This window comes from Pseudomonas benzopyrenica (assembly GCF_036884265.1).
Lineage (GTDB): Bacteria > Pseudomonadota > Gammaproteobacteria > Pseudomonadales > Pseudomonadaceae > Chryseomonas > Chryseomonas benzopyrenica.
Genome location: NZ_CP145723.1, coordinates 426659 through 445000, shown reverse-complemented (window position 1 = coordinate 445000; position 18342 = coordinate 426659). Strand labels below are relative to the sequence as shown.

18 protein-coding genes (1 of these 18 running past the window's edge) are annotated in these 18342 nt (G+C 66.2%); 5 read left to right on the top strand and 13 right to left on the bottom strand.

The annotated features are described in order from the left end of the window. From pssA to V6W80_RS02090, 4 genes are all read right to left on the bottom strand, one after another. Window positions 1–546: the 5' portion of a CDP-diacylglycerol--serine O-phosphatidyltransferase gene (gene pssA, locus V6W80_RS02105; protein ID WP_017638575.1), read on the bottom strand. The gene continues 309 nt to the left of window position 1, outside the view; 546 of the gene's 855 nt are visible here — the first part of the coding sequence; its start codon is at window positions 544–546; the stop codon falls past the left edge of the window. Window positions 547–711: 165 nt separating this feature from the next. Then, on the bottom strand, window positions 712–1728 hold the full coding sequence (ilvC, locus tag V6W80_RS02100; protein WP_338545751.1) for a ketol-acid reductoisomerase: 1017 nt from the start codon (window positions 1726–1728) through the stop codon (window positions 712–714). A 26-nt stretch (window positions 1729–1754) separates the two neighbouring features. After that, window positions 1755–2246, bottom strand: a complete 492-nt coding sequence (gene ilvN, locus V6W80_RS02095) for an acetolactate synthase small subunit (RefSeq protein ID WP_007159690.1) — start codon at window positions 2244–2246, stop codon at window positions 1755–1757. Window positions 2247–2248: 2 nt separating this feature from the next. Further along, a complete protein-coding gene (locus tag V6W80_RS02090; protein WP_026083550.1) occupies window positions 2249–3973 on the bottom strand; it encodes an acetolactate synthase 3 large subunit in 1725 nt (574 codons plus the stop codon). A gap of 398 nt (window positions 3974–4371) precedes the next feature. Here V6W80_RS02090 and V6W80_RS02085 point away from each other — a divergent pair, with 398 nt between their 5' ends. Next, window positions 4372–4836, top strand: coding sequence for a DUF4124 domain-containing protein (locus V6W80_RS02085; RefSeq protein WP_017638578.1), 465 nt, complete (start codon window positions 4372–4374; stop codon window positions 4834–4836). A 1-nt stretch (window position 4837) separates the two neighbouring features. Here the strand turns inward: V6W80_RS02085 and V6W80_RS02080 are convergent, their stop codons facing one another. Genes V6W80_RS02080 through mrcB form a run of 3 tightly spaced genes read right to left on the bottom strand, consistent with a single transcriptional unit; the run spans window position 4838 to window position 8294 of the window. Beyond that, a complete protein-coding gene (locus tag V6W80_RS02080) occupies window positions 4838–5164 on the bottom strand; it encodes a YqcC family protein (protein ID WP_007159693.1) in 327 nt (108 codons plus the stop codon). Then, a complete protein-coding gene (locus tag V6W80_RS02075) occupies window positions 5164–5964 on the bottom strand; it encodes a tetratricopeptide repeat protein (RefSeq protein ID WP_430707832.1) in 801 nt (266 codons plus the stop codon). The genes V6W80_RS02080 and V6W80_RS02075 overlap by 1 nt, the downstream gene beginning before the upstream one ends. After that, entirely contained in the window at window positions 5952–8294 is a 2343-nt protein-coding gene (mrcB, locus tag V6W80_RS02070; RefSeq protein ID WP_338545749.1) for a penicillin-binding protein 1B, read from the bottom strand. The genes V6W80_RS02075 and mrcB overlap by 13 nt, the downstream gene beginning before the upstream one ends. A gap of 153 nt (window positions 8295–8447) precedes the next feature. Here mrcB and V6W80_RS02065 point away from each other — a divergent pair, with 153 nt between their 5' ends. Further along, on the top strand, window positions 8448–9995 hold the full coding sequence (locus tag V6W80_RS02065; protein WP_338545748.1) for an AAA family ATPase: 1548 nt from the start codon (window positions 8448–8450) through the stop codon (window positions 9993–9995). A 130-nt stretch (window positions 9996–10125) separates the two neighbouring features. Continuing rightward, window positions 10126–10938: a cyclic nucleotide-binding domain-containing protein gene (locus V6W80_RS02060; protein ID WP_173149674.1), complete on the top strand. Its 813-nt coding sequence runs from the start codon at window positions 10126–10128 to the stop codon at window positions 10936–10938. A 179-nt stretch (window positions 10939–11117) separates the two neighbouring features. Here the strand turns inward: V6W80_RS02060 and deoA are convergent, their stop codons facing one another. From deoA to V6W80_RS02035, 5 genes are all read right to left on the bottom strand, one after another. Further along, the gene (gene deoA / locus V6W80_RS02055; protein WP_338545747.1) at window positions 11118–12428 is read right to left on the bottom strand and encodes a thymidine phosphorylase; all 1311 of its coding nucleotides are present in this window, start codon (window positions 12426–12428) and stop codon (window positions 11118–11120) included. An 11-nt stretch (window positions 12429–12439) separates the two neighbouring features. Continuing rightward, complete coding sequence (locus tag V6W80_RS02050) at window positions 12440–12853, bottom strand: cytidine deaminase (RefSeq protein WP_338545746.1); 414 nt, start codon at window positions 12851–12853, stop codon at window positions 12440–12442. 69 nt (window positions 12854–12922) lie between these two features. Further along, entirely contained in the window at window positions 12923–14185 is a 1263-nt protein-coding gene (locus V6W80_RS02045) for a NupC/NupG family nucleoside CNT transporter (RefSeq protein WP_017640389.1), read from the bottom strand. A 103-nt stretch (window positions 14186–14288) separates the two neighbouring features. Further along, complete coding sequence (gene sfsA / locus V6W80_RS02040) at window positions 14289–14999, bottom strand: DNA/RNA nuclease SfsA (RefSeq protein ID WP_184288741.1); 711 nt, start codon at window positions 14997–14999, stop codon at window positions 14289–14291. Further along, on the bottom strand, window positions 14996–16171 hold the full coding sequence (locus tag V6W80_RS02035; protein ID WP_338545745.1) for a pyridoxal phosphate-dependent aminotransferase: 1176 nt from the start codon (window positions 16169–16171) through the stop codon (window positions 14996–14998). Before V6W80_RS02035 ends, sfsA begins: the two co-directional genes overlap by 4 nt. Window positions 16172–16462: 291 nt before the next feature. On the opposite strand from V6W80_RS02035, the gene dksA reads away from it, so the two are divergent. Both dksA and gluQRS read left to right on the top strand, forming a co-directional pair. Beyond that, window positions 16463–16906, top strand: coding sequence for an RNA polymerase-binding protein DksA (gene dksA, locus V6W80_RS02030; RefSeq protein ID WP_017640386.1), 444 nt, complete (start codon window positions 16463–16465; stop codon window positions 16904–16906). 68 nt (window positions 16907–16974) lie between these two features. Continuing rightward, entirely contained in the window at window positions 16975–17865 is an 891-nt protein-coding gene (gene gluQRS, locus V6W80_RS02025) for a tRNA glutamyl-Q(34) synthetase GluQRS (protein WP_338545744.1), read from the top strand. Here the strand turns inward: gluQRS and V6W80_RS02020 are convergent. After that, window positions 17862–18281: a VOC family protein gene (locus tag V6W80_RS02020; protein ID WP_430707779.1), complete on the bottom strand. Its 420-nt coding sequence runs from the start codon at window positions 18279–18281 to the stop codon at window positions 17862–17864. The genes gluQRS and V6W80_RS02020 overlap by 4 nt on opposite strands. Window positions 18282–18342 lie beyond the last annotated feature (61 nt).

Here is an 18342-nt window from a genome sequence, read left to right as displayed (position 1 = left end):
CGCGGAAGGACTGGCCAGGCCGATGAAGTAGCGCTTGTCCACCGAACCGATCTGGGTGTTGAAGCGAGCCAGGCGCAAGGCGGCGCCCGCTACATAGATGAAGGCGACGGCCCAGCCGACATTGCCCAGGCCGCTCAGGGCCCACTGGAAGGCCAGGATGGCCGGCGCGACACCAAAGGCGACCATGTCGGAGAGCGAGTCGTACTGTTCGCCGAAGGCACTCTGGGTATTGGTCATGCGGGCGACGCGGCCATCCAGGCCATCGAGGACCATGGCAATGAAGATGGCGGCGGCGGCGGCCGAGAAGCCGGCGGAGGCAATCTCGTACTGCCCCTGGATGAAGGCGGTCTGCGCCGCGACACCCTTGATGATGGAATAAAGGCCGGCAAAGAGCGCCGCGGTGGTGAAGAGATTGGGCAGCAGGTACACGCCACGGCGTCTGATCTTGCGACCCTGGGCGTCCTGCGTCTCCTCGATGTGTTCATCCACGGGGATGAGGCCGTCGGTGTTGGTGTTGGACGGGGTTTCTTCGGGACGCTCGCTCATGGATTTTCCTTGGGCATTACCTGACGGATTGGACTGACCTCTTGAGGATAGGGTTCAGCCTAACCTCCCATGCTAAGGCATTGCCGGGGTCGTGGGCAGTGCAATGAAAAACGCGGCCGAGGCCGCGTCTTTTACCGTTCGTTTCAGGGCAAGCGCCCTGCCCGATCAGTTCTTGGTCTTGTCGACGATCTTGTTCGACGCGATCCAGGGCATCATGGCACGCAGCTTCTCGCCGACCTGCTCGATCGGGTGAGCCGCGTTGTTGCGACGGTAGGCGGTCATGGAGGCGTAGTTGGACGCGCCCTCGGCCACGAACATCTTGGCGTACTCGCCGTTCTGGATGCGCTTGAGCGCATTTTTCATGGCGGCGCGCGACTCGGCGTTGATCACCTCGGGGCCGGTCACGTACTCGCCGTACTCGGCGTTGTTGGAGATCGAGTAGTTCATGTTGGCGATGCCGCCTTCATACATGAGGTCAACGATCAGCTTCAGCTCGTGCAGGCACTCGAAGTAGGCCATTTCCGGCGCGTAGCCGGCTTCGACCAGGGTTTCGAAACCGGCCTTGACCAGCTCGACCGCACCACCGCACAGCACGGCTTGCTCGCCGAACAGGTCGGTTTCGGTCTCGTCCTTGAAGGTGGTTTCGATGATGCCGGTACGGCCGCCGCCGACGCCGCAGGCGTAGGACAGAGCAACGTTCTTGGCATTGCCGGAAGCGTCCTGGTGGACGGCGACCAGATCAGGGATGCCGCCGCCCTTGACGAACTCGGAACGCACAGTGTGACCCGGCGCCTTGGGGGCGATCATGATGACGTCCAGGTCAGCGCGCGGCACGACCTGGTTGTAGTGGATGGCGAAACCGTGGGCGAAGGCCAGGGTGGCGCCCTGCTTCAGGTTCGGCTCGATCTCGTCCTTGTACAGCTTGGACTGGAATTCGTCGGGGGTCAGGATCATGACCACGTCAGCGGCGGCGACGGCGTCCTTGACCGGCTTGACGGTCAGACCATGGGCCTCGGCCTTGGCCACGGTGGCCGAGCCACTGCGCAGACCGACGACGACGTCGACGCCGGAGTCCTTCAGGTTGCAGGCGTGGGCGTGGCCCTGGGAGCCGTAGCCGATGATGGCGACCTTCTTGCTCTGGATGATGGAAAGGTCACAGTCTTTGTCGTAGTAAACGCGCATTGCAGGTTCTCCTGGAAAAGGGGGTATCAGATGCTCAGGGCTTTGTCGCCACGGGAAATTCCGGTCACGCCGCTACGCACCACCTCGAGGATGGACGCGGCGCCGATCGCCTGGATGAAGCTGTCGATCTTCTCGCTGGTGCCCGCCAGCTGAATGGTATACACGCTACTGCCGACATCGACGATCTGGCCACGAAAGATATCGGTGGTGCGCTTGACCTCGGCGCGCTGGGCGCCGGTGGCCTTGACCTTGATCAGCAGGAGTTCGCGCTCGATGTGGGCGCTCTCGGACAGGTTGACCAGTTTCACCACCTCGATGAGCTTGTTGAGGTTCTTGGTGATCTGCTCGACCGTCTCTTCCTGGCCGATGGTGGTCAGGGTCAGGCGCGACAGGGTCGGGTCCTCGGTCGCGGCGACCGTGAGGCTTTCGATGTTGTAGTTGCGCTGGGAAAACAGGCCGACCACGCGGGACAGGGCGCCGGGCTCGTTTTCCAGCAGCAGGGAGATGATGTGTCTCATGTTCAGGTCCGCTCCGTCTTGCTCAGCCACATGTCGCGCATCGCGCCATCCTTGATCTGCATCGGGTAGACGTGTTCGGTGTTGTCCACGGCGATGTCGAGGAAGACCAGGCGATTCTTCATGGCGAAGGCCTCGGCCATCATCGGCTTGAGGTCTTCCAGACGCTCGATGCGCATGCCGACGTGGCCATAGGCCTCGGCCAGCTTGACGAAGTCCGGCAGGGATTCCATGTAGGAGTGGGAGTAGCGGCTGCTGTACTGCATGTCCTGCCACTGGCGGACCATGCCCAAGGCGCCATTGTTGAGGCAGACGATCTTCACCGGCAGGTCGTACTGCATGCAGGTGGAGAGCTCCTGGATGTTCATCTGCACGCTGCCTTCGCCGGTGACGCAGGCGACATCGGCGTCCGGGAAGTTGAGCTTGACGCCCATGGCCGCCGGGAAGCCGAAGCCCATGGTGCCGAGGCCGCCGGAGTTGATCCAGCGATTGGGCTTGTCATAGCGGTAGTACTGGGCGGCGAACATCTGGTGCTGGCCGACATCGGAGGTGATGTAGGCATCGCCCGCGGTGACGTCGTACAGGGTCTCGATGACGGTCTGCGGCTTGATGATGCTGCCGTCGCCCTTGTTGTAGGGGAACATCTCGCGGCCGCCGCGCCACTCCTCGATCTGCTTCCACCAGGCGGCCTGGCTTTCGGCATGGGGCTTCTCGCTCAGCTCGCGGACCACGGCGACCATCTCGGCGAGGACGCTGTCGACCGGACCGACGATGGGCACGTCGGCCTTGATGGTCTTGGAGATCGACGCCGGGTCGATGTCGACATGGATGATCTTGGCGTTCGGGCAGAAGCGCGTGGCGCCGTTGATGACGCGGTCATCGAAACGCGCGCCCACGGCGAGGATGACGTCGCTGTGGTGCATGGCCAGGTTGGCCGGGTAGCTGCCGTGCATGCCGAGCATGCCGAGGAACTGGCGATCGCTGCCCGGATAGCCGCCGAGACCCATCAGGGTGTTGGTGACCGGCAGGTTGAGCAGGCGTGCCAGCTCGGTAAGGGCCGCGGAGGCGCCGCCGAGGATGACGCCGCCACCGGCGTAGAGGATGGGACGCTTGGCCGCCACCAGCATCTCGACGGCCTTGCGGATCTGCCCGGAGTGACCACGTTGCGCCGGATTGTAGGAGCGCAGCTTGATCTTCTTCGGATAGACGTACTCGTACTTCTTGGTCGGATCGCCCATGTCCTTGGGGATGTCGACCACCACCGGACCGGGACGGCCGGACTCAGCGAGGTAGAAGGCCTTCTTGAGGACTTCGGGGATCTCGGAGGGGTGCTTGATGATGAAGCTGTGCTTCACGATCGGCCGGGAGATACCGACCATGTCGGTTTCCTGGAAGGCGTCGGTGCCCACCATGTTGCTCGGCACCTGACCGGACAGGACGACCATGGGAATGGAGTCCATGTAGGCGGTGGCGATGCCGGTGATGGCATTGGTCGCACCGGGACCGGAGGTCACCAGGACCACACCGGCCTTGCCGGTGGCGCGGGCATAGCCGTCGGCCATGTGGGTGGCGGCCTGCTCGTGGCGAACCAGGATGTGGTTGAGCGCCGGTTCCTTGAACAGGGCGTCGTAGATGTGCAGCAGGGCACCGCCCGGGTACCCGTAGATGTGTTTCACGCCCTCGTCGCGCAAGAAGCGGACGACCATCTCAGCGCCAGTTAATAGCTCCACGTATCACCTCATTCCACGCATGGCGAGCGCCCATCGGTGGACGCTCAAGGTTCGGTTGACTGCAAGGCAGAGCATGGGCGACGGTGGTCACCGACGATTCAGCTGCCTAGAAAGCCTTGTTGGAAGATTCCGATGAATGCTGGAGCTTCCACCCGACGCGAGGTAACGCGGTGCAGGGTATTTGACTGTGGCGGCGCGGGTAGGCACCTCATGGTCTGCCGAGCAGTCAGCTTTGGGCCGACTCGCTACAGCGAATTTTGGATTGTTCGCATTCGTCCGGTGCAAGTCAAGCCGAAAGGTGCAACCGGGCGCAATCGGTCGTCGGCGATCAGCCGTGATGAAAAGGTCGACGTCTCCTCTTATAGTGAAGTCCTGTCCTCTGCCCTTCCAGGATTCTCATGCGCTCGATCTTCTGGCTTTCCGCCCTGGCTTTCGCCTGCAGCCTGTCCGCCCAGGCCGCGCAGGTCTACAAGTGGACCGACGACAAGGGCATCACCCATTTCAGTGCCCAGCCGCCCGAGGGCCAGAAGGCCAAGGAGGTGGACGTGAAGACGGCGCCGCAGATCAATGGCGGGGGCAGCGCGCCCACCTACAAGATGCCCAACGGCACCCAGCAACCGTCGGTGTCCAACGATGCCCAGCAACAGGAACTGGATCGCCGGGTGAAGGCCCAGGTGCGCGAGGAACAGAACAAGCTCAAGGAGCAGTGCGATCAGGCGCGGCAGAATCTGGCGCAACTGCGCAACAACCCGCGCATCCTGGTGCAGTCCGGTCGGGGCGAGACGCGGCGGCTGAGCGAAGAGGAGCGTCAGCAGCGCCTGGCCGACACCCAGCTGTCCATCGAGCAGAACTGCGGCAAGTAGCTCAGGCGCTTTCGATGATGCGGTCGAATTCGGCCAGGGACGCGAGCAGGGGCAGGACCGGATCGAGATTGCCCTGATAGACCATCTCGGCCATCGGCCGGATGCCCGAGCGCGCCGGCAGGACCGCATCGCTTTCGATGATCAGCTTCATCCGCGGCACGAAGATCCACTGCAGCCACTGGGCGAAACTCAGGGTATCCACGCAGAAGGGCTCCTGGCTGGCCAGGGCCTCCGCGCTGGGCGCCTGCGCCGACCACCAGCCGAGCAGGCGCAATTCACGTTCGATCTGCAGCAGCTGATCGGCCAGGGCAGGCAGGCGCTCGTCCATCAGGTACCCACCTGGGCCTTCTGCCGGGCCAGAGCGGCCCCGGAGGCATCGCCCTGGGCCTCGCGGGCCTGAGCGATCAGCTGCCAGAGACTGGCCTGCAGGGCCGGCCGCCCGTTGGCATAGGTCAGGGCGCGCCTGGCCAGTTGCTCGCCCTGGGCGGGATCGTTCTGGGCCAGGCGTACCTGGGCCAGGCGATAGAGGACCTGGGGCTCGCGCGGAGCGATACGCTGGGCTCGTTCCAGACTCGAAGAAGCGCCGTTGAGATCGCCGCCGCTCTGCTGTTGCTGGGCGGTGGTCAGCAGCGCCAGCACCGGACCATCGAGCTGTTCGTCGGCGGCGAGACCGCCGCCACTGGAGTTACTCGCGGACGGAATTCCGGTCGGCGCCCTGTTGGCCGCTGTGGAACCGTTTTGCGTAGCGGGCGGATAGACCGGCTGCGAATAGCTCGGCTGCACCGGCGCCTGGGTGGGCGGGGCGCTGGGGCTGGACGAGGTGATCAGCGGCGCCGAGGCCGCTGGCGCGGCATAGGTTTCCAGGGGCGCAGAACTGCCGCCCGGTACCATGACGGTCACCCCGGTATCGGCCGGCGCGCTGGGCGCTGCCGCCACCGGGGCCTGGCGTTGCGCCGGCAGGGGTCGGTTGTTGCCTTGGCGATAGAGTTCGCCGTTGGACACCGGACCGCCCGAATCGACCACGGGGATGGCACCACGTTGCGGCGCGGCGCAACCCGCGAGGAGAACACCGGCGATCACCACCGGCCAGACTGCTTTCGTCACCTTGCGACCTCTCAATTCAACCAGCCTTTGACCCAATCCATGACCGGATTGCCCCCTTTGCCGTTCCCGCCCGTGGCGGGCGCGGCCGGTGCGCCACAGGAGGCACCCGGTGGCGGCTCACTGCCGCGAATATAAGGCATCTGCACGGCATTGGGACACGAAGGATCCGTGCCGCGGCCAGTGGTGGCATCGACCCAGGCCTGGGTGATGTTGTCCGGTACCGGCATGTCCAGGGAGACCGGATCGGCGCGGCGCATGAAGTTGCTCCAGACCTGCAGCGCACCGGTGGCGCCGGTCAGCGGCGTCTTGCCATTGTCGTCACGACCCAGCCAGACCACCGCCAGCAGATCCTGGCTGAAGCCGGAGAACCAGCTGTCGCGGGAATCGTTGGTGGTACCGGTCTTGCCCGCCAGATTCACGCTGGTGGGGATCTGGTTGTAGACCGAGCGGCCAGTGCCCTCGCGCATGACGCGCTGCATGGCGTACTGCACCAGGTAGATGGCGCCAGTATCGAAGCGCTGCTCGATCTGGAAGGGATAGCGTTTGAGCGGCTCGCCATTGGCATCGAGCACGCTGCGGATGCTGCGCAGCGGCGTATTGAAGCCACCATTGGCCAACGTCTGGTACATCGTCGCCACTTCCATGGGCGTCAGAGCGCCGGCCCCGAGCAGGGTCGCCGGATAGGGCGGCAGGGCGCGACTCACGCCCAGCCGCTCGACGGTCTTGAGCACCTCGGGCAGCCCGAGGTCCAGGCCCAGGCGTGCCGTGGAAAGGTTGTAGGAATGCGCCAGCCCCTGGTAGAGGAAGATGGTGCCGTGTGCCTTGTGCTCGTAGTTCTGTGGCCGCCAGACCTGGCCGTCGGCGCCCTTGACCGAGAAGGGTTCGTCCTGGATCAGGGTGGTCAGGGTGTACTTGCTGGGGCGCTCCAGGGCGGTGAGATAGACCGCCGGCTTGATCAGCGAACCGACCTGGCGCACCGCATCGAGGGCGCGGTTGTAGCCGGCGAAGCGCGGATCGCGGCCACCCAGCAGCGCCTGGACCTCACCGGTTTCCGGATTGGTCACCACCATGGCCGACTCGACGTTTTCCGCGCCCTTGCGACCATCGATGCGCTTCAAAGCCTCGGCCATGGCCGCTTCGGCCTTGGTCTGCAGGATCGGATCGAAGCTGGTGAAGATGCGCAGCCCTTCCTCGGTGAGGTCTTCGTCGCGGTAGTCCTGCTTGAGCTGGCGCTTGACCAGGTCGACGAAGGCCGGGAAAGAGCTGTTGGTCAGGCTGCCGGCCTTGGTGATACCCAGCGGGCGGGCCTTGGCGGCCTCGGCCTCGGTGGCGCTGACCACGCCCTGCTCGGCCATGAGGTCGAGTACCAGGTTGCGGCGGGTCATGGCGCGCTCGGGGTAGCGGCGCGGGTTGTAGTAGGACGGGCCCTTCACCAGGCCAACCAGCAGGGCGACCTGATGCAGTTTCAGTTCGCTGAAGGGCTGGCCGAAGAAGTACTGGGCCGCCAGGCCGAAACCGTGGATGGCCCGCGAGCCGTCCTGACCGAGGAACACCTCGTTGAGATAGGCCTCGAGGATCTCCTGCTTGCTGTAGTGCAGTTCCAGGAGCAGCGCCATCAGGGCTTCGGTGCCCTTGCGGGTGATGCTGCGCTCGTTGGTGAGGTAGAAGTTCTTGACCAGCTGCTGGGTCAGGGTACTGCCGCCCTGGCGCACCTGGCCGCTGGTGGCATTGACCCAGACCGCCCGGGCGATGGATTTGGGCGAGACGCCATGGTGATGCCAGAACTCGCGGTCCTCGACGGCCACCAGGCCATCGACCAGATGCGGTGGCGCCTGGTCGAGCTTGATGAGGATGCGATCCTCGTTGTGCGCCGGATAGATGCCACCGATCATCAGCGGTTCGAGACGAGCCACGGCGAGATTGCTGCCATCCAGGGCGCTGATGCCGGAGACGGTGCCGCCGGCGAAACGCACGCGGATCGCCCGGGCCGGCTCGACGCCTTCGTAGAACTGGAAGCCGCGGGTGTTCAGCTCGACCGTGGAGGCACCCACGGAAACGCTGCCAGGGCCATCCACGGTCTTTTCGCGGCGATAGCCGAGGGCATCGAGTTCGGTGAGGAAGTCGTCACGGCTGAGCTTGACGCCGTTGAACAACTCCAGCGGCCGGGCATAGACCTTGGCCGGAATGGTCCAGCGCTTGCCGGAGAATTTTTCCTGGACCACGGCATCCAGATAGATGCATACGCCAGCCAGGGCTACCAGCGCGACCAGACCAAGCTTGACTGCCCAGCCGGACAGGCGGCGCCAGTCAAAGGTCTTGCGCTTGCGGGAACGAGAGGATCGGGGTCGCTTCATGGCGGCGCATTATACGCACTTGCCCGGTGGCCGACAGCGGCGCGCCAGCGCTTCGTCAGCTGGGGTTCAAGGACGCCCCTTCCCGGTGTCGCGGCTTGCGCAGGCAGCCCTGGCAGCGATAATGCCGCCATCCATTCCCTACAAGGACCGCCCGTGAGCCAGCTCCTGATTTCCGCCCTGCAGAACCCGGCGCTCTATCCCCATCCCACCTCGGCGTTCCGGGTCATCGAAACCCATATTTCCTGGGTCGTGCTGACCGGCGAGGTCGCCTACAAGATCAAGAAGCCGGTGAATTTCGGCTTCCTCGACTTCACTGACCTAGAGGCCCGCGGCCACTTCTGCCGCGAGGAGCTGCGACTCAATCAGCGTCTGACCCGCGACCTCTATCAGGACGTGGTGGCCATCACCGGCAGCGAAGGCGCCCCCGAACTGGGCGGCAGCGGTCCGGTCATCGAATACGCCCTGCGCATGCGCGAATTCCCGCAGAGCCAGTTGCTCAGCGAGGTGCAGCAGCGCGGCGAACTGACCCAGGCGCATATCGACGCCCTGGCCGCTCAGATCGCCCGCTTCCACCTGTCGGCGCCCCAGGTGGCGACCACGCATCCGCTGTGCACCCCGGACGCCGCCATGGCGCCGGTACGGCAGAATTTCGAGCAGATCCGCGCCATGCTCAACGAGGCGGCCGATCTCAAGCAGCTCGACCAGCTCGAAGCCTGGGCCGAAGCCAGCTACGCGCGCCTGCTGCCGCTGTTCGAGGCCCGCTGCCGGGACGGCTTCATCCGCGAATGCCACGGCGACATCCACCTGGCCAACGCCACCCTGCTCGATGGCGAGGTGGTGCTGTTCGACTGCATCGAGTTCAACGAGCCCTTCCGCCTGACCGACACCATGGGCGATGCCGGCTTCCTGGCCATGGACCTGGAAGACCGCGGACTCAAGACGCTGAGCAACAGATTCGTCAACGCCTACTTCGAGGCGACCGGCGACTACAGCGGCCTCGCCCTGCTCGACTTCTACAAGGCCTACCGCGCCATGGTGCGCGCCAAGATCGCCCTCTTCCGCCTGGGCCAGGCCGAGGAGCCGGCACTGCGAGCCGAGATCCTCGCCAGCTATCGCAGCTACACGGCGCTGGCCGAGGGCTACACCCAGGTGCCCCAGCCCTTCGCGGCGGTGATGCACGGCGTCTCGGGCATCGGCAAGAGCACCGTGGCCCTGGCCCTGGTCGAGGCGCTTGGCGCCGTTCGCCTGAGATCCGATGTCGAGCGCCAGCGTCTCTATGCCGACAGCGACGAGGCCACCCGCTACAGCGCGGCGGCCGGCGAAGCCACCTATGCGCGGCTGCATGAGATCGGCGCCCAGGTGCTGGCGGCTGGCTATCCGCTGGTGCTCGACGCCACCTACCTCAAGCAGGGCCAGCGCGCCGCGGCCCAGGCACTCGCCGAGGCCCAGGCCGCGCCCCTGCTGATCATCGACTGCCAGGCGGACGATGAACTCATCGCCCGCTGGCTGCAGGAGCGCCAGGCCGAGGGGACCGATCCTTCCGAAGCTACCCTCGCGGTGGTAGCGGCCCAGCGCCAGGCCCAGGATCTGCTCGAACCAGCCGAGCAGGATCGAGCGCTGGTGGTGGAGCTGGGACGCGCCGGGCAACTGGAGGCCTTGCCGGCTCGCCTGCTGCGCCGACTGGGTCGCGCCCAGGCCTGACCACGACCTCCTGGGGGGCAGAACAAGCGTTCCGTCACAGCCCGTGGAGTTGTGGATTTACGGTCGCCGACGAGCGGCTTATCGTGCGACCCACGTCACAACCTCTGCGTAACAAGAAGGAATTGGCACCATGTACCTCATCGGCGATCAGCCTCCCTATGTCGATCAATTGCGTCAGGCGCTGCAGGCCATTCCGGCGCAATTGGTCAGTGGTGTGGCGCCGAGTCGGCAGCCGCTGCAGCTGACTCCCGCCGCCCTGTTGCAGGACTGGATGCGCAACGACGAGGTCTATCTGATCCAGCGTGGCCCGTTGCGGGTGGTCCTGGATCAGCGGGCGCTGTTCCAGCTCGGCGAAGGCGACCTGATCGGCCTCGGGCGCACCCTGGATCTGCCGATCCTCAATTACGAGAGCGAGGCCGACGTCCTGGTGCTGCCCTATGACCGCGAGACCTTTCTCGCGGCGGCGACCGCCACCCCGGCTCAGCGCGATGCCCTGCTGAGGTACCTGCTGGGCCAGCAATCGCTGCTGGCGCAGGCGCTGATCCGCCTCAAGCCGCCGGTCACCCAGCCGGCCACCGGCTTCCGGCGCTATGCCGCCGGCGAGGTCATCATCCGCCAGGGCGATTCGGCCGAGCATGTCTTCGTCATCACCGAAGGACATGCCGAGGCCTGGGTGGACGGCTGCAAGGTCGGCGAGGTCTGCCAGGACGAGATCGTCGGTGCCCTGGCGGTCTTCACCCATACGCCGCGTACCGCCAGCGTGATCGCCAAGACGGTCTGCACCGTGCTGGTGATTCCCCAGGATCAGTTCGTCTCGCTGATGGAGACCACCCCGCGCATTGCCCACAGCCTGATCGAGAACATGGCGCGCCATATCGACACGCTGAACAAGGAAGTGACCCGCCTGCGCAGCGTCTCGGAGCGGCCAATCGCCAGTAATTAAGAAATATTCTCGAATACGCTTGACGATGGAATGAGAATTGTTATTATTCAACTCAGCCGGTCGCGAGATCGGTCGATAACTGGAGGTCCAGCAGTGGTCTTTCGGGTTATCTCCTCATCAGGCTAATCACGGTTTTGGACCCGGCTCTGCCGGGTCTTTTTTTTGCCTGAAATCTGGCGCTAGCGCCGATCCAGCAAGGCCGGCACCGGATCAGCCGGTCGCTCTTCCCCCAAGACATAGGCCGCCTGCAACTGCCGGGCAGCTCGCGCTGCACTGTCAGCGTCACGGGCATGAATCAGGCCCAGGGGCCGATTCTCGTCCACCCGCTCACCTGGCAGCGCCAGGCCGGCCAGGCCCACCGCGGGATCCACTTCATCTTCCGGACGTTGCCGCCCGCCACCCAGCTCGACGACCAGCAAGCCAAGGGCGCGGGTATCGACCTGCTGCACCCAGCCCGGGCGTGCCGGATGGACGGCGCGTACCTCTTGAGCCCGGGGCAGATGCTGCCAGGGCCGCTCGGTCAAGTCGGACGGGCCGCCCAGGGCCAGGTTCATCGCGGCGAAACGCGCCAGGGCGGCGCCGCTCTGCCAGGCCTCCAGCACCAGGCGCTCGGCGGTGGCGGCATCCCTTGCCAGTCCGGCCAGTTGCAGCGTCTCCTCGGCCAGGGCCTGAATCACCTGCCAGAGTCGTTCGCTGCGCACCTCGCCGGCCAGCAGGGCGATGGCCTCCTCCACTTCCAGGGCATTGCCGGCGCTGCGCGCCAGGGGCTGACTCATGTCGGTGATGAGGGAGCGGGTACGCACCCCCGCGGCCTCGGCGACCTCGACCAGGCTATCGGCCAGACGCAGGGCCGCTTCCCTCCCGGCCATGAAGGCGCCGCCACCGGTCTTGACGTCCATCACCAGCACGTCCAGGCCGGCAGCCAGTTTCTTGGCCAGGATGGAGGCGGTGATCAGGTCCACCGATTCCACCGTGGCGGTCACGTCGCGGATGGCATAGAGGCGGCGATCGGCCGGGGCCAGATCGGCGTCCGGACCGACGATGGCGCAACCCACCTCGGCCACCACCTGGCGAAAGCGCGCCAGGCCAGGGCGGATACGATAGCCGGGGATGCTCTCCAGCTTGTCCAGGGTGCCGCCGGTATGGCCCAGGCCGCGCCCGGAGATCATCGGCACATGGCAGCCACAGGCGGCGAGCAGCGGCGCTAGCACCAGGCTGGTGAGATCGCCCACGCCGCCGGTGGAATGCTTGTCCACCACCGGCCCCGGCAGGTCCCAGTGCAGCACCTGGCCGCTGTCGCGCATGGCCAGGGTCAGGGCGGTACGTTCGGCGGCGGTCATGCCGCGCAGCAGGGTGGCCATGGCGAAGGCGGCGATCTGGCCTTCGCTGAGGCTGTCATCGGCGATGCCGCCGACCAGACGCCGGATATCCGTAGCGGACAGCTCCAGGCCATCGCGCTTCTGGCGGATCACTTCCTGGGCGAGCCACATTGGCGGACTCCTTAGAAGTCTTCGAAGGCGCCGGGCAGCAGCTCGGCCAGGGTCCAGGTCCGGGTGCGGCCGGGCTCACTGCCGCTGCAGACGATGGTCGCGTCGGGCGCCATCAATTCCAGCAGCACCTGACGGCAGGCGCCGCAGGGGCTGATCAGGGGCACACCCGGTGCATGGATGGCCATGGCGGTAAAGCTGCGCGGAAGCAAGCCCTGGCTGACGGCAGCGAACAGGGCGCTGCGCTCGGCGCAGTTGGTCAGGCCATAGGAGATGTTTTCCACGTTGCAGCCATGGACGACCGCACCTTCGGCGGTCAGCAGGGCGGCGCCCACGGGGAAGTCGGAATGCGGGCAATAGGCGCGCTGGGAGGCGGTGACGGCTTCGGCCAGCAGGTGTTCGAGGGTTGCAGCAGGGACAGCGGACATCGGGAGTACCTCGGAAAACGAAAGGAGCGAGCTGAGTCTAGCCCGGTCGTGCGACCGGGCCAGCGGGGCTTAGAGACTGACGAAGAAGCCGGCCAGGGCCGCGCTCATCAGGTTGGCCAGGGTGCCACCGAGCATGGCGCGCAGGCCCAACTGGGCCAGTTCGTGACGCCGTTGGGGGGCGATGCCGCCCAGGCCGCCGAGCTGGATGGCGATGGAGGACAGGTTAGCGAAGCCACAGAGGGCGAAGGTGACGATGACCTGGGTGTGCGCCGACAGGGGTTGCACCCCCGCTGCCGCCGCCTTGAGCGGATCCAGGTAGGTCGAGAGGTCGGCATAGGCGACGAATTCGTTGAGCACCAGCTTCTGGCCGATGAAGCCACCGGCCTGCACCGCCTCGCTCCAGGGCACGCCGATCAGGAAGGCGACCGGCGCCAGTAGATAGCCCAGCACCAGCTGCATGCTCAGCTGCGGCAGGCCGAACCAGGCACCGCACCAGCCGAGGATGCCGTTGAGCAAGGCGATCAGGGCGATGAAGGCCAGCAGCATGGCACCGACCGCCAGGGCCACGCGCAAACCGACCTGAGCGCCTTCGGCGGCTGCGTCTATGACGTTGGCCGGGCGCTCCTCGCCCTCCCCCAGGGTCTTCATGGCCTGGTCGCGCGGCTGCTCGGTCTCCGGCTCCATCAGCTTGGCCATCAGCAATCCACCCGGCGCGGCCATGAAGCTGGCGGCGATCAGGTACTTGAGCTCCACGCCCATGCCGGCGTAGCCCAGCAGCACCGAGCCGGCCACCGCGGCGAAACCGCCGACCATGATGGCGAACAGCTCCGAGCGGGTGAGCTCGGCGATGAAGGGCCGCACCACCAGCGGCATTTCCGACTGGCCGAGGAACAGGGTGGCGGTAACGGTGGTGGACTCCACCCGGCTGGTACCGAGCAGGGCATGCAGCGCTCCACCCACCAGACGGATGATCCAGCCCATGATGCCCAGGTAGTAGAGCACCGCGATCAGGCTGCCGAAGAACACGATCAAGGGCAGCACCCGCACGGCGAAGACGAAGCCGCCGTTACCGAAGTACTCGAACATCCTGGGTCCGGCGAGGCCGCCGAAGAGGAACTCGATGCCCTTGTCGGCATAGAGCTGCAGCGACGAGACGGCGCCGGAGACGCTGCCAAGCACCTGCTGGCCCCAGGGAATGTAGAGGACGAACAGGCCGAGCCCCGCCTGCAACAGAAAGGCCGCGAGCACGGTACGCACGCGAATGGCGCGCCGCTGGCGGGAGAAGAGGATGGCGATGGCCACCAGCAACAGCATGCCCAACACAGAGATCATCAAGAGACTCCTAACAGGATCGCCTGGTAGCGGCGATCGATGGGCGACAAGCGCAAGCAAGGCGCCTGCCAGAAGCTGTCCGACCGATCAGCTTTTGGCTGACCTAATGGTCAGCCAGGCGCAGGGGTCGGTCCAGTTGCAGACCCACGGGCGAGAGCCGTGCCCCATAAGCCAGCACCTGCACGCCCTGCCGGCGTGCCTCGCCCAGGGCCAGGGCATAGGCGGCATCGATTTCAGCCGCCGGGCGTACCGCCTCGATGCCGTCGAGCAGCACGCAATAGAGCAGCACCGCCCGCTCGCCGGCCGCGGCCAGTGCCGCCAGCTCACGCAGATGGCGGGTACCGCGGGTGGTCACCGCATCAGGAAAGGCGGCGATAGCGGTATCGGCGAAGCCCAGGGTGACGCTCTTCACCTCGAGGTACAGCGGCCCCGCGGGATACTCCAGGCGGAAATCGGCGCGGCTGTTTTCCAGACCGTAGGCTACCTCCCGGCGCAGGGCGGTGAAGCCGGTCAGTTCGGGAATGCCGCCGGCCAGCAAGGCCTCCTCCACCAGGCGATTGGCACGGGCAGTATTGATGCAGGCCAGTCGCCCATGATCCGTCTCGACCAGCTCCCAGGTGCCGGGCAGCTTGCGCTTGGGGCCGCTGGCACGGCTGAACCAGACGCGGGCGCCCGGCGGCTGGCAATGGAGCATGGAACCGGTATTGGGGCAATGCAGGGTCAATACCTCGCCGCTGGCGGTCTCGATGTCGGCGAGAAAGCGCTTGTAGCGGCGCAGCAGGCGACCCTCTTCCAGGGGCGGCTCGAATCTCACCGGGTACTCCAGCGCTGCAGGCCCTGGGCGATGCGGGCAACGGCCTCTTCCAGGCGCGGCAGCGATTGGGTGTAGGCGAAGCGCACATGGGTGTCGGCGCGATGGCGACCGAAGTCCAGGCCCGGGGTGATGGCCACGTGCTCGGTCTCCAGCAGGAACTGGCAGAAAGCATAGGCATCGCCGCCGAAGGCGGAGATGTCGGCATAGAGATAGAAGGCGCCCTGGGGCTCGACGGCGATCCTGAAGCCCAGGGCACGCAACGCCGGCAGCAGGTAGTCGCGGCGGCGGGCGAATTCGGCGCGACGCGCTTCAAAGATGGCCATGGCTTCAGGGGTGAAACAGGCCAGGGCGGCCTGCTGGGCCACGGTGGAGGCGCTGATGTAGAGATTCTGCGCCAGCTTTTCCAGCTCCGGCACCGCGGCGCGCGGTGCCACCAGCCAGCCGAGGCGCCAGCCGGTCATGCCGAAGTACTTGGAGAAGCTGTTGAGCACGAAGGCCGTGTCGTCCACTTCCAGCACGCTGGGCGCGTCCAGGCCGTAGGTCAGGCCGTGGTAGATCTCATCCACCACCAGATGGCCGCCACGCGCCTTGAGCGCGGCCGACAGCGTGGCGAGTTCGTCGCGATCGAGCAGGGTGCCGGTCGGATTGGCCGGCGAGGCCACCAGGGCGCCGACGCTGTCGGCTTGCCAGTGCCGCTCGACCAGCTCGGGGGTGAGCTGATAGCGGGTGTCGGCGCCGACCGGAATCAGCTGGGCCGCGCCTTCCACCAGGCGCAGGAAGTGCCTATTGCAGGGATAGCCGGGATCGGCCAGCAGCCAGTGACGCCCGGGATCGACCAGCAGGGCGCTAGCCAGCAGCAGCGCGCCCGAGCCGCCAGGGGTGATCAGCACCCGCTCCGGATCCAGGTCGACGCCATAACGCTCGCCATAGAAGCCGGCGATGGCACGGCGCAATTCCGGCAGGCCGCGGGCCGCGGTGTAGCGGGTCTGACCGGCCGCCAGGGCCGCCTGGCCAGCGGCGACCACCGGGGCGGCCGTGGTGAAATCGGGCTCGCCGATCTCCAGGTGGATGACGTCGTGTCCGGCGGCCTGGAGCTGGTTGGCGCGCTCCAGCAAGGCCATCACATGGAAGGGCTCGATGGCCTGGCTGCGCGCGCTGTAGGAATTGGACATGGAAGGGGTCCGAACTTGTGGCGAAGGCGGGATTCTAACCAAGGCTTCGCAGACCGGCATCCGCCGCGTCGGCAAGGAGCGGGAGGCCGGTAGTAGCGCCCCCTGGAAGCTTCTGGTAAGTTCGCCGGCTTGCATCCGCAGGGCGACTGGCCAGTCGAGAACATATTCAGCCTGGCGTCGGCATTGCGCGGGACGCCATCGGCAGCCACAGCCCCCAGGCGTTCCAACATGGAGAGGCCTGGAAACGCATCCAGCCTGTGGACAGGATCAGCGAAAGTGAGAGGGTCAATCATGCCCAGCGAAGCAAATCAGCAGAACAATCATCTGGCCCGTGGCTACGAACCCTACCAGCCCAGCAAGGGCGAGGAATACATGAGTGAGCGCATGCGCGCCCACTTCACCGGCATTCTGAACAAGTGGAAGCAGGAACTGCGCGAAGAAGTCGATCGCACCGTGCACCACATGAAGGAAGAAGCGGCCAACTTCGCCGATCCGGCCGATCGCGCCACCCAGGAAGAGGAATTCAGCCTGGAACTGCGTGCCCGCGACCGCGAGCGCAAGCTGATCAAGAAGATCGACGAGACGCTGCAGCTGATCGAAGACAACGAATACGGCTGGTGCGACTCCTGCGGCGTGGAAATCGGCATCCGTCGCCTGGAAGCCCGCCCGACCGCCAGTCTGTGCATCGACTGCAAGACGCTGGCCGAGATCCGCGAGAAGCAGACCGGGACCTGAGTCCCGCTGCCTCACCGACGAGGGCGCTACGGCGCCCTTTGTTCTTTCCGGCATTCACAGGATGAGCTATGTCCAGGCGCCCCTATGTCGGCCGTTTCGCCCCCACCCCCAGCGGCTATCTGCATTTCGGTTCGCTGGTCGCCGCTCTCGCCTCCTACCTGGATGCCCGCGCCGTAGGCGGACGCTGGCTAGTGCGCATGGAAGACCTGGACCCGCCGCGCGAGGTCCCGGGCGCCCAGGCGGCCATTCTCACCACCCTGGAAGCCTACGGCTTCGAATGGGACGGTCCGGTGCTGCGCCAGAGCGAACGTCTGGACGCCTACCGGGCGGTCATCGCGCAGTGGCTGGCCAGCGGCCTGGCCTATGCCTGCGATTGTTCGCGCAAGCAGCTCGAAGGCAGTGGCGGCCTCTACCCCGGGCACTGCCGCAATCGCGGCCTGCCGGCGACGGACGCCGCTATCCGCATCCGTGTCCCGGAGCTGGACTACCGCTTCGTCGATCGCGTCCAGGGCGAATTCCGCCAGCACCTGGGTCGCGCGGTGGGCGACTTCGTCATCCAGCGCCGCGACGGCCTGATCGCCTATCAGCTGGCGGTGGTGATGGACGATGCCCTGCAGGGCATGACCGACGTGGTGCGCGGCGCCGACCTGCTGGACTCCACGCCGCGCCAGCTCTACCTGCAGGAATTGCTCGGCCATCCGGCACCGCGCTATCTGCACGTCCCGCTGCTGATCCAGCCCGATGGCCACAAGCTGGGCAAAAGTTACCGCTCGCCGCCGCTACCCCCCGAGCAGGCCGGGGCCCTGCTGGTACGCGCCCTGCGCACCCTGGGCCAGCCGACCCGTGCGGAGCTGGCCGAGGAAGCCCCGGCCAAGGTGCTGGCCTGGGGCGTCGCCCACTGGGATGCCGCGCTGATTCCGCGGGTTCCGCACCTGGCCGAAGCCCAGCTGCCCGCCTAGTAGTTGGGCCAAAGTCCAGGCGTGGCCAGCTCCAGTAGATGCCCGTCCGGATCGCGGAAGTACAGGCTGATCGCGCCACGTGGCCACTGGGTGCGCGCCTCGATGGGCACCCCGGCCGCCGCCAGGTGCGCGATCCAGGGCTCCAGCTCGTCCGCTCCGATCGCCAGGGCCAGGTGCTGACAGCCCTGGGCGCCATGGGGCGGAATGCAGCCGCCCGGCAGCCGGACCGGTTGCTCGGTGGTGCCCCGCTGGAACAGCAACAGCACGCTGGCGCCCACCGCATAGGCGGCCAGGCGTTCATCGGCGAACATCGGGGCCAGTCCCAGCACCTCCTCGTAGAAGCGCCGGGCGCTGGGCAGATCGGCGGCATAGAGCGCGGTTTCCAGCACGGCGGCGAGGCGAGGCCTGGTCATCATCGATCTCCAGTGGATAAAGAGGCCTTCACGGTAGAACCGTGGCGCTCCGGGGTATAGCGCT

Bases quoted from the DNA above. Each gene is read 5' to 3' on its own strand.
- V6W80_RS02045 (WP_017640389.1), bottom strand. From the start codon at position 14,185: ATGATCTCTGTGTTGGGCATGCTGTTGCTGGTGGCCATCGCCATCCTC.
- V6W80_RS02060 (WP_173149674.1), top strand. From the start codon at position 10,126: ATGTACCTCATCGGCGATCAGCCTCCCTATGTCGATCAATTGCGTCAG.
- mrcB (WP_338545749.1), bottom strand. From the start codon at position 8,294: ATGAAGCGACCCCGATCCTCTCGTTCCCGCAAGCGCAAGACCTTTGAC.
- ilvN (WP_007159690.1), bottom strand. From the start codon at position 2,246: ATGAGACACATCATCTCCCTGCTGCTGGAAAACGAGCCCGGCGCCCTG.
- V6W80_RS02050 (WP_338545746.1), bottom strand. From the start codon at position 12,853: ATGTCCGCTGTCCCTGCTGCAACCCTCGAACACCTGCTGGCCGAAGCC.
- gluQRS (WP_338545744.1), top strand. From the start codon at position 16,975: ATGTCCAGGCGCCCCTATGTCGGCCGTTTCGCCCCCACCCCCAGCGGC.
- V6W80_RS02085 (WP_017638578.1), top strand. From the start codon at position 4,372: ATGCGCTCGATCTTCTGGCTTTCCGCCCTGGCTTTCGCCTGCAGCCTG.
- V6W80_RS02080 (WP_007159693.1), bottom strand. From the start codon at position 5,164: ATGGACGAGCGCCTGCCTGCCCTGGCCGATCAGCTGCTGCAGATCGAA.
- dksA (WP_017640386.1), top strand. From the start codon at position 16,463: ATGCCCAGCGAAGCAAATCAGCAGAACAATCATCTGGCCCGTGGCTAC.
- V6W80_RS02035 (WP_338545745.1), bottom strand. From the start codon at position 16,171: ATGTCCAATTCCTACAGCGCGCGCAGCCAGGCCATCGAGCCCTTCCAT.
- ilvC (WP_338545751.1), bottom strand. From the start codon at position 1,728: ATGCGCGTTTACTACGACAAAGACTGTGACCTTTCCATCATCCAGAGC.
- V6W80_RS02020 (WP_430707779.1), bottom strand. From the start codon at position 18,281: ATGATGACCAGGCCTCGCCTCGCCGCCGTGCTGGAAACCGCGCTCTAT.
- deoA (WP_338545747.1), bottom strand. From the start codon at position 12,428: ATGTGGCTCGCCCAGGAAGTGATCCGCCAGAAGCGCGATGGCCTGGAG.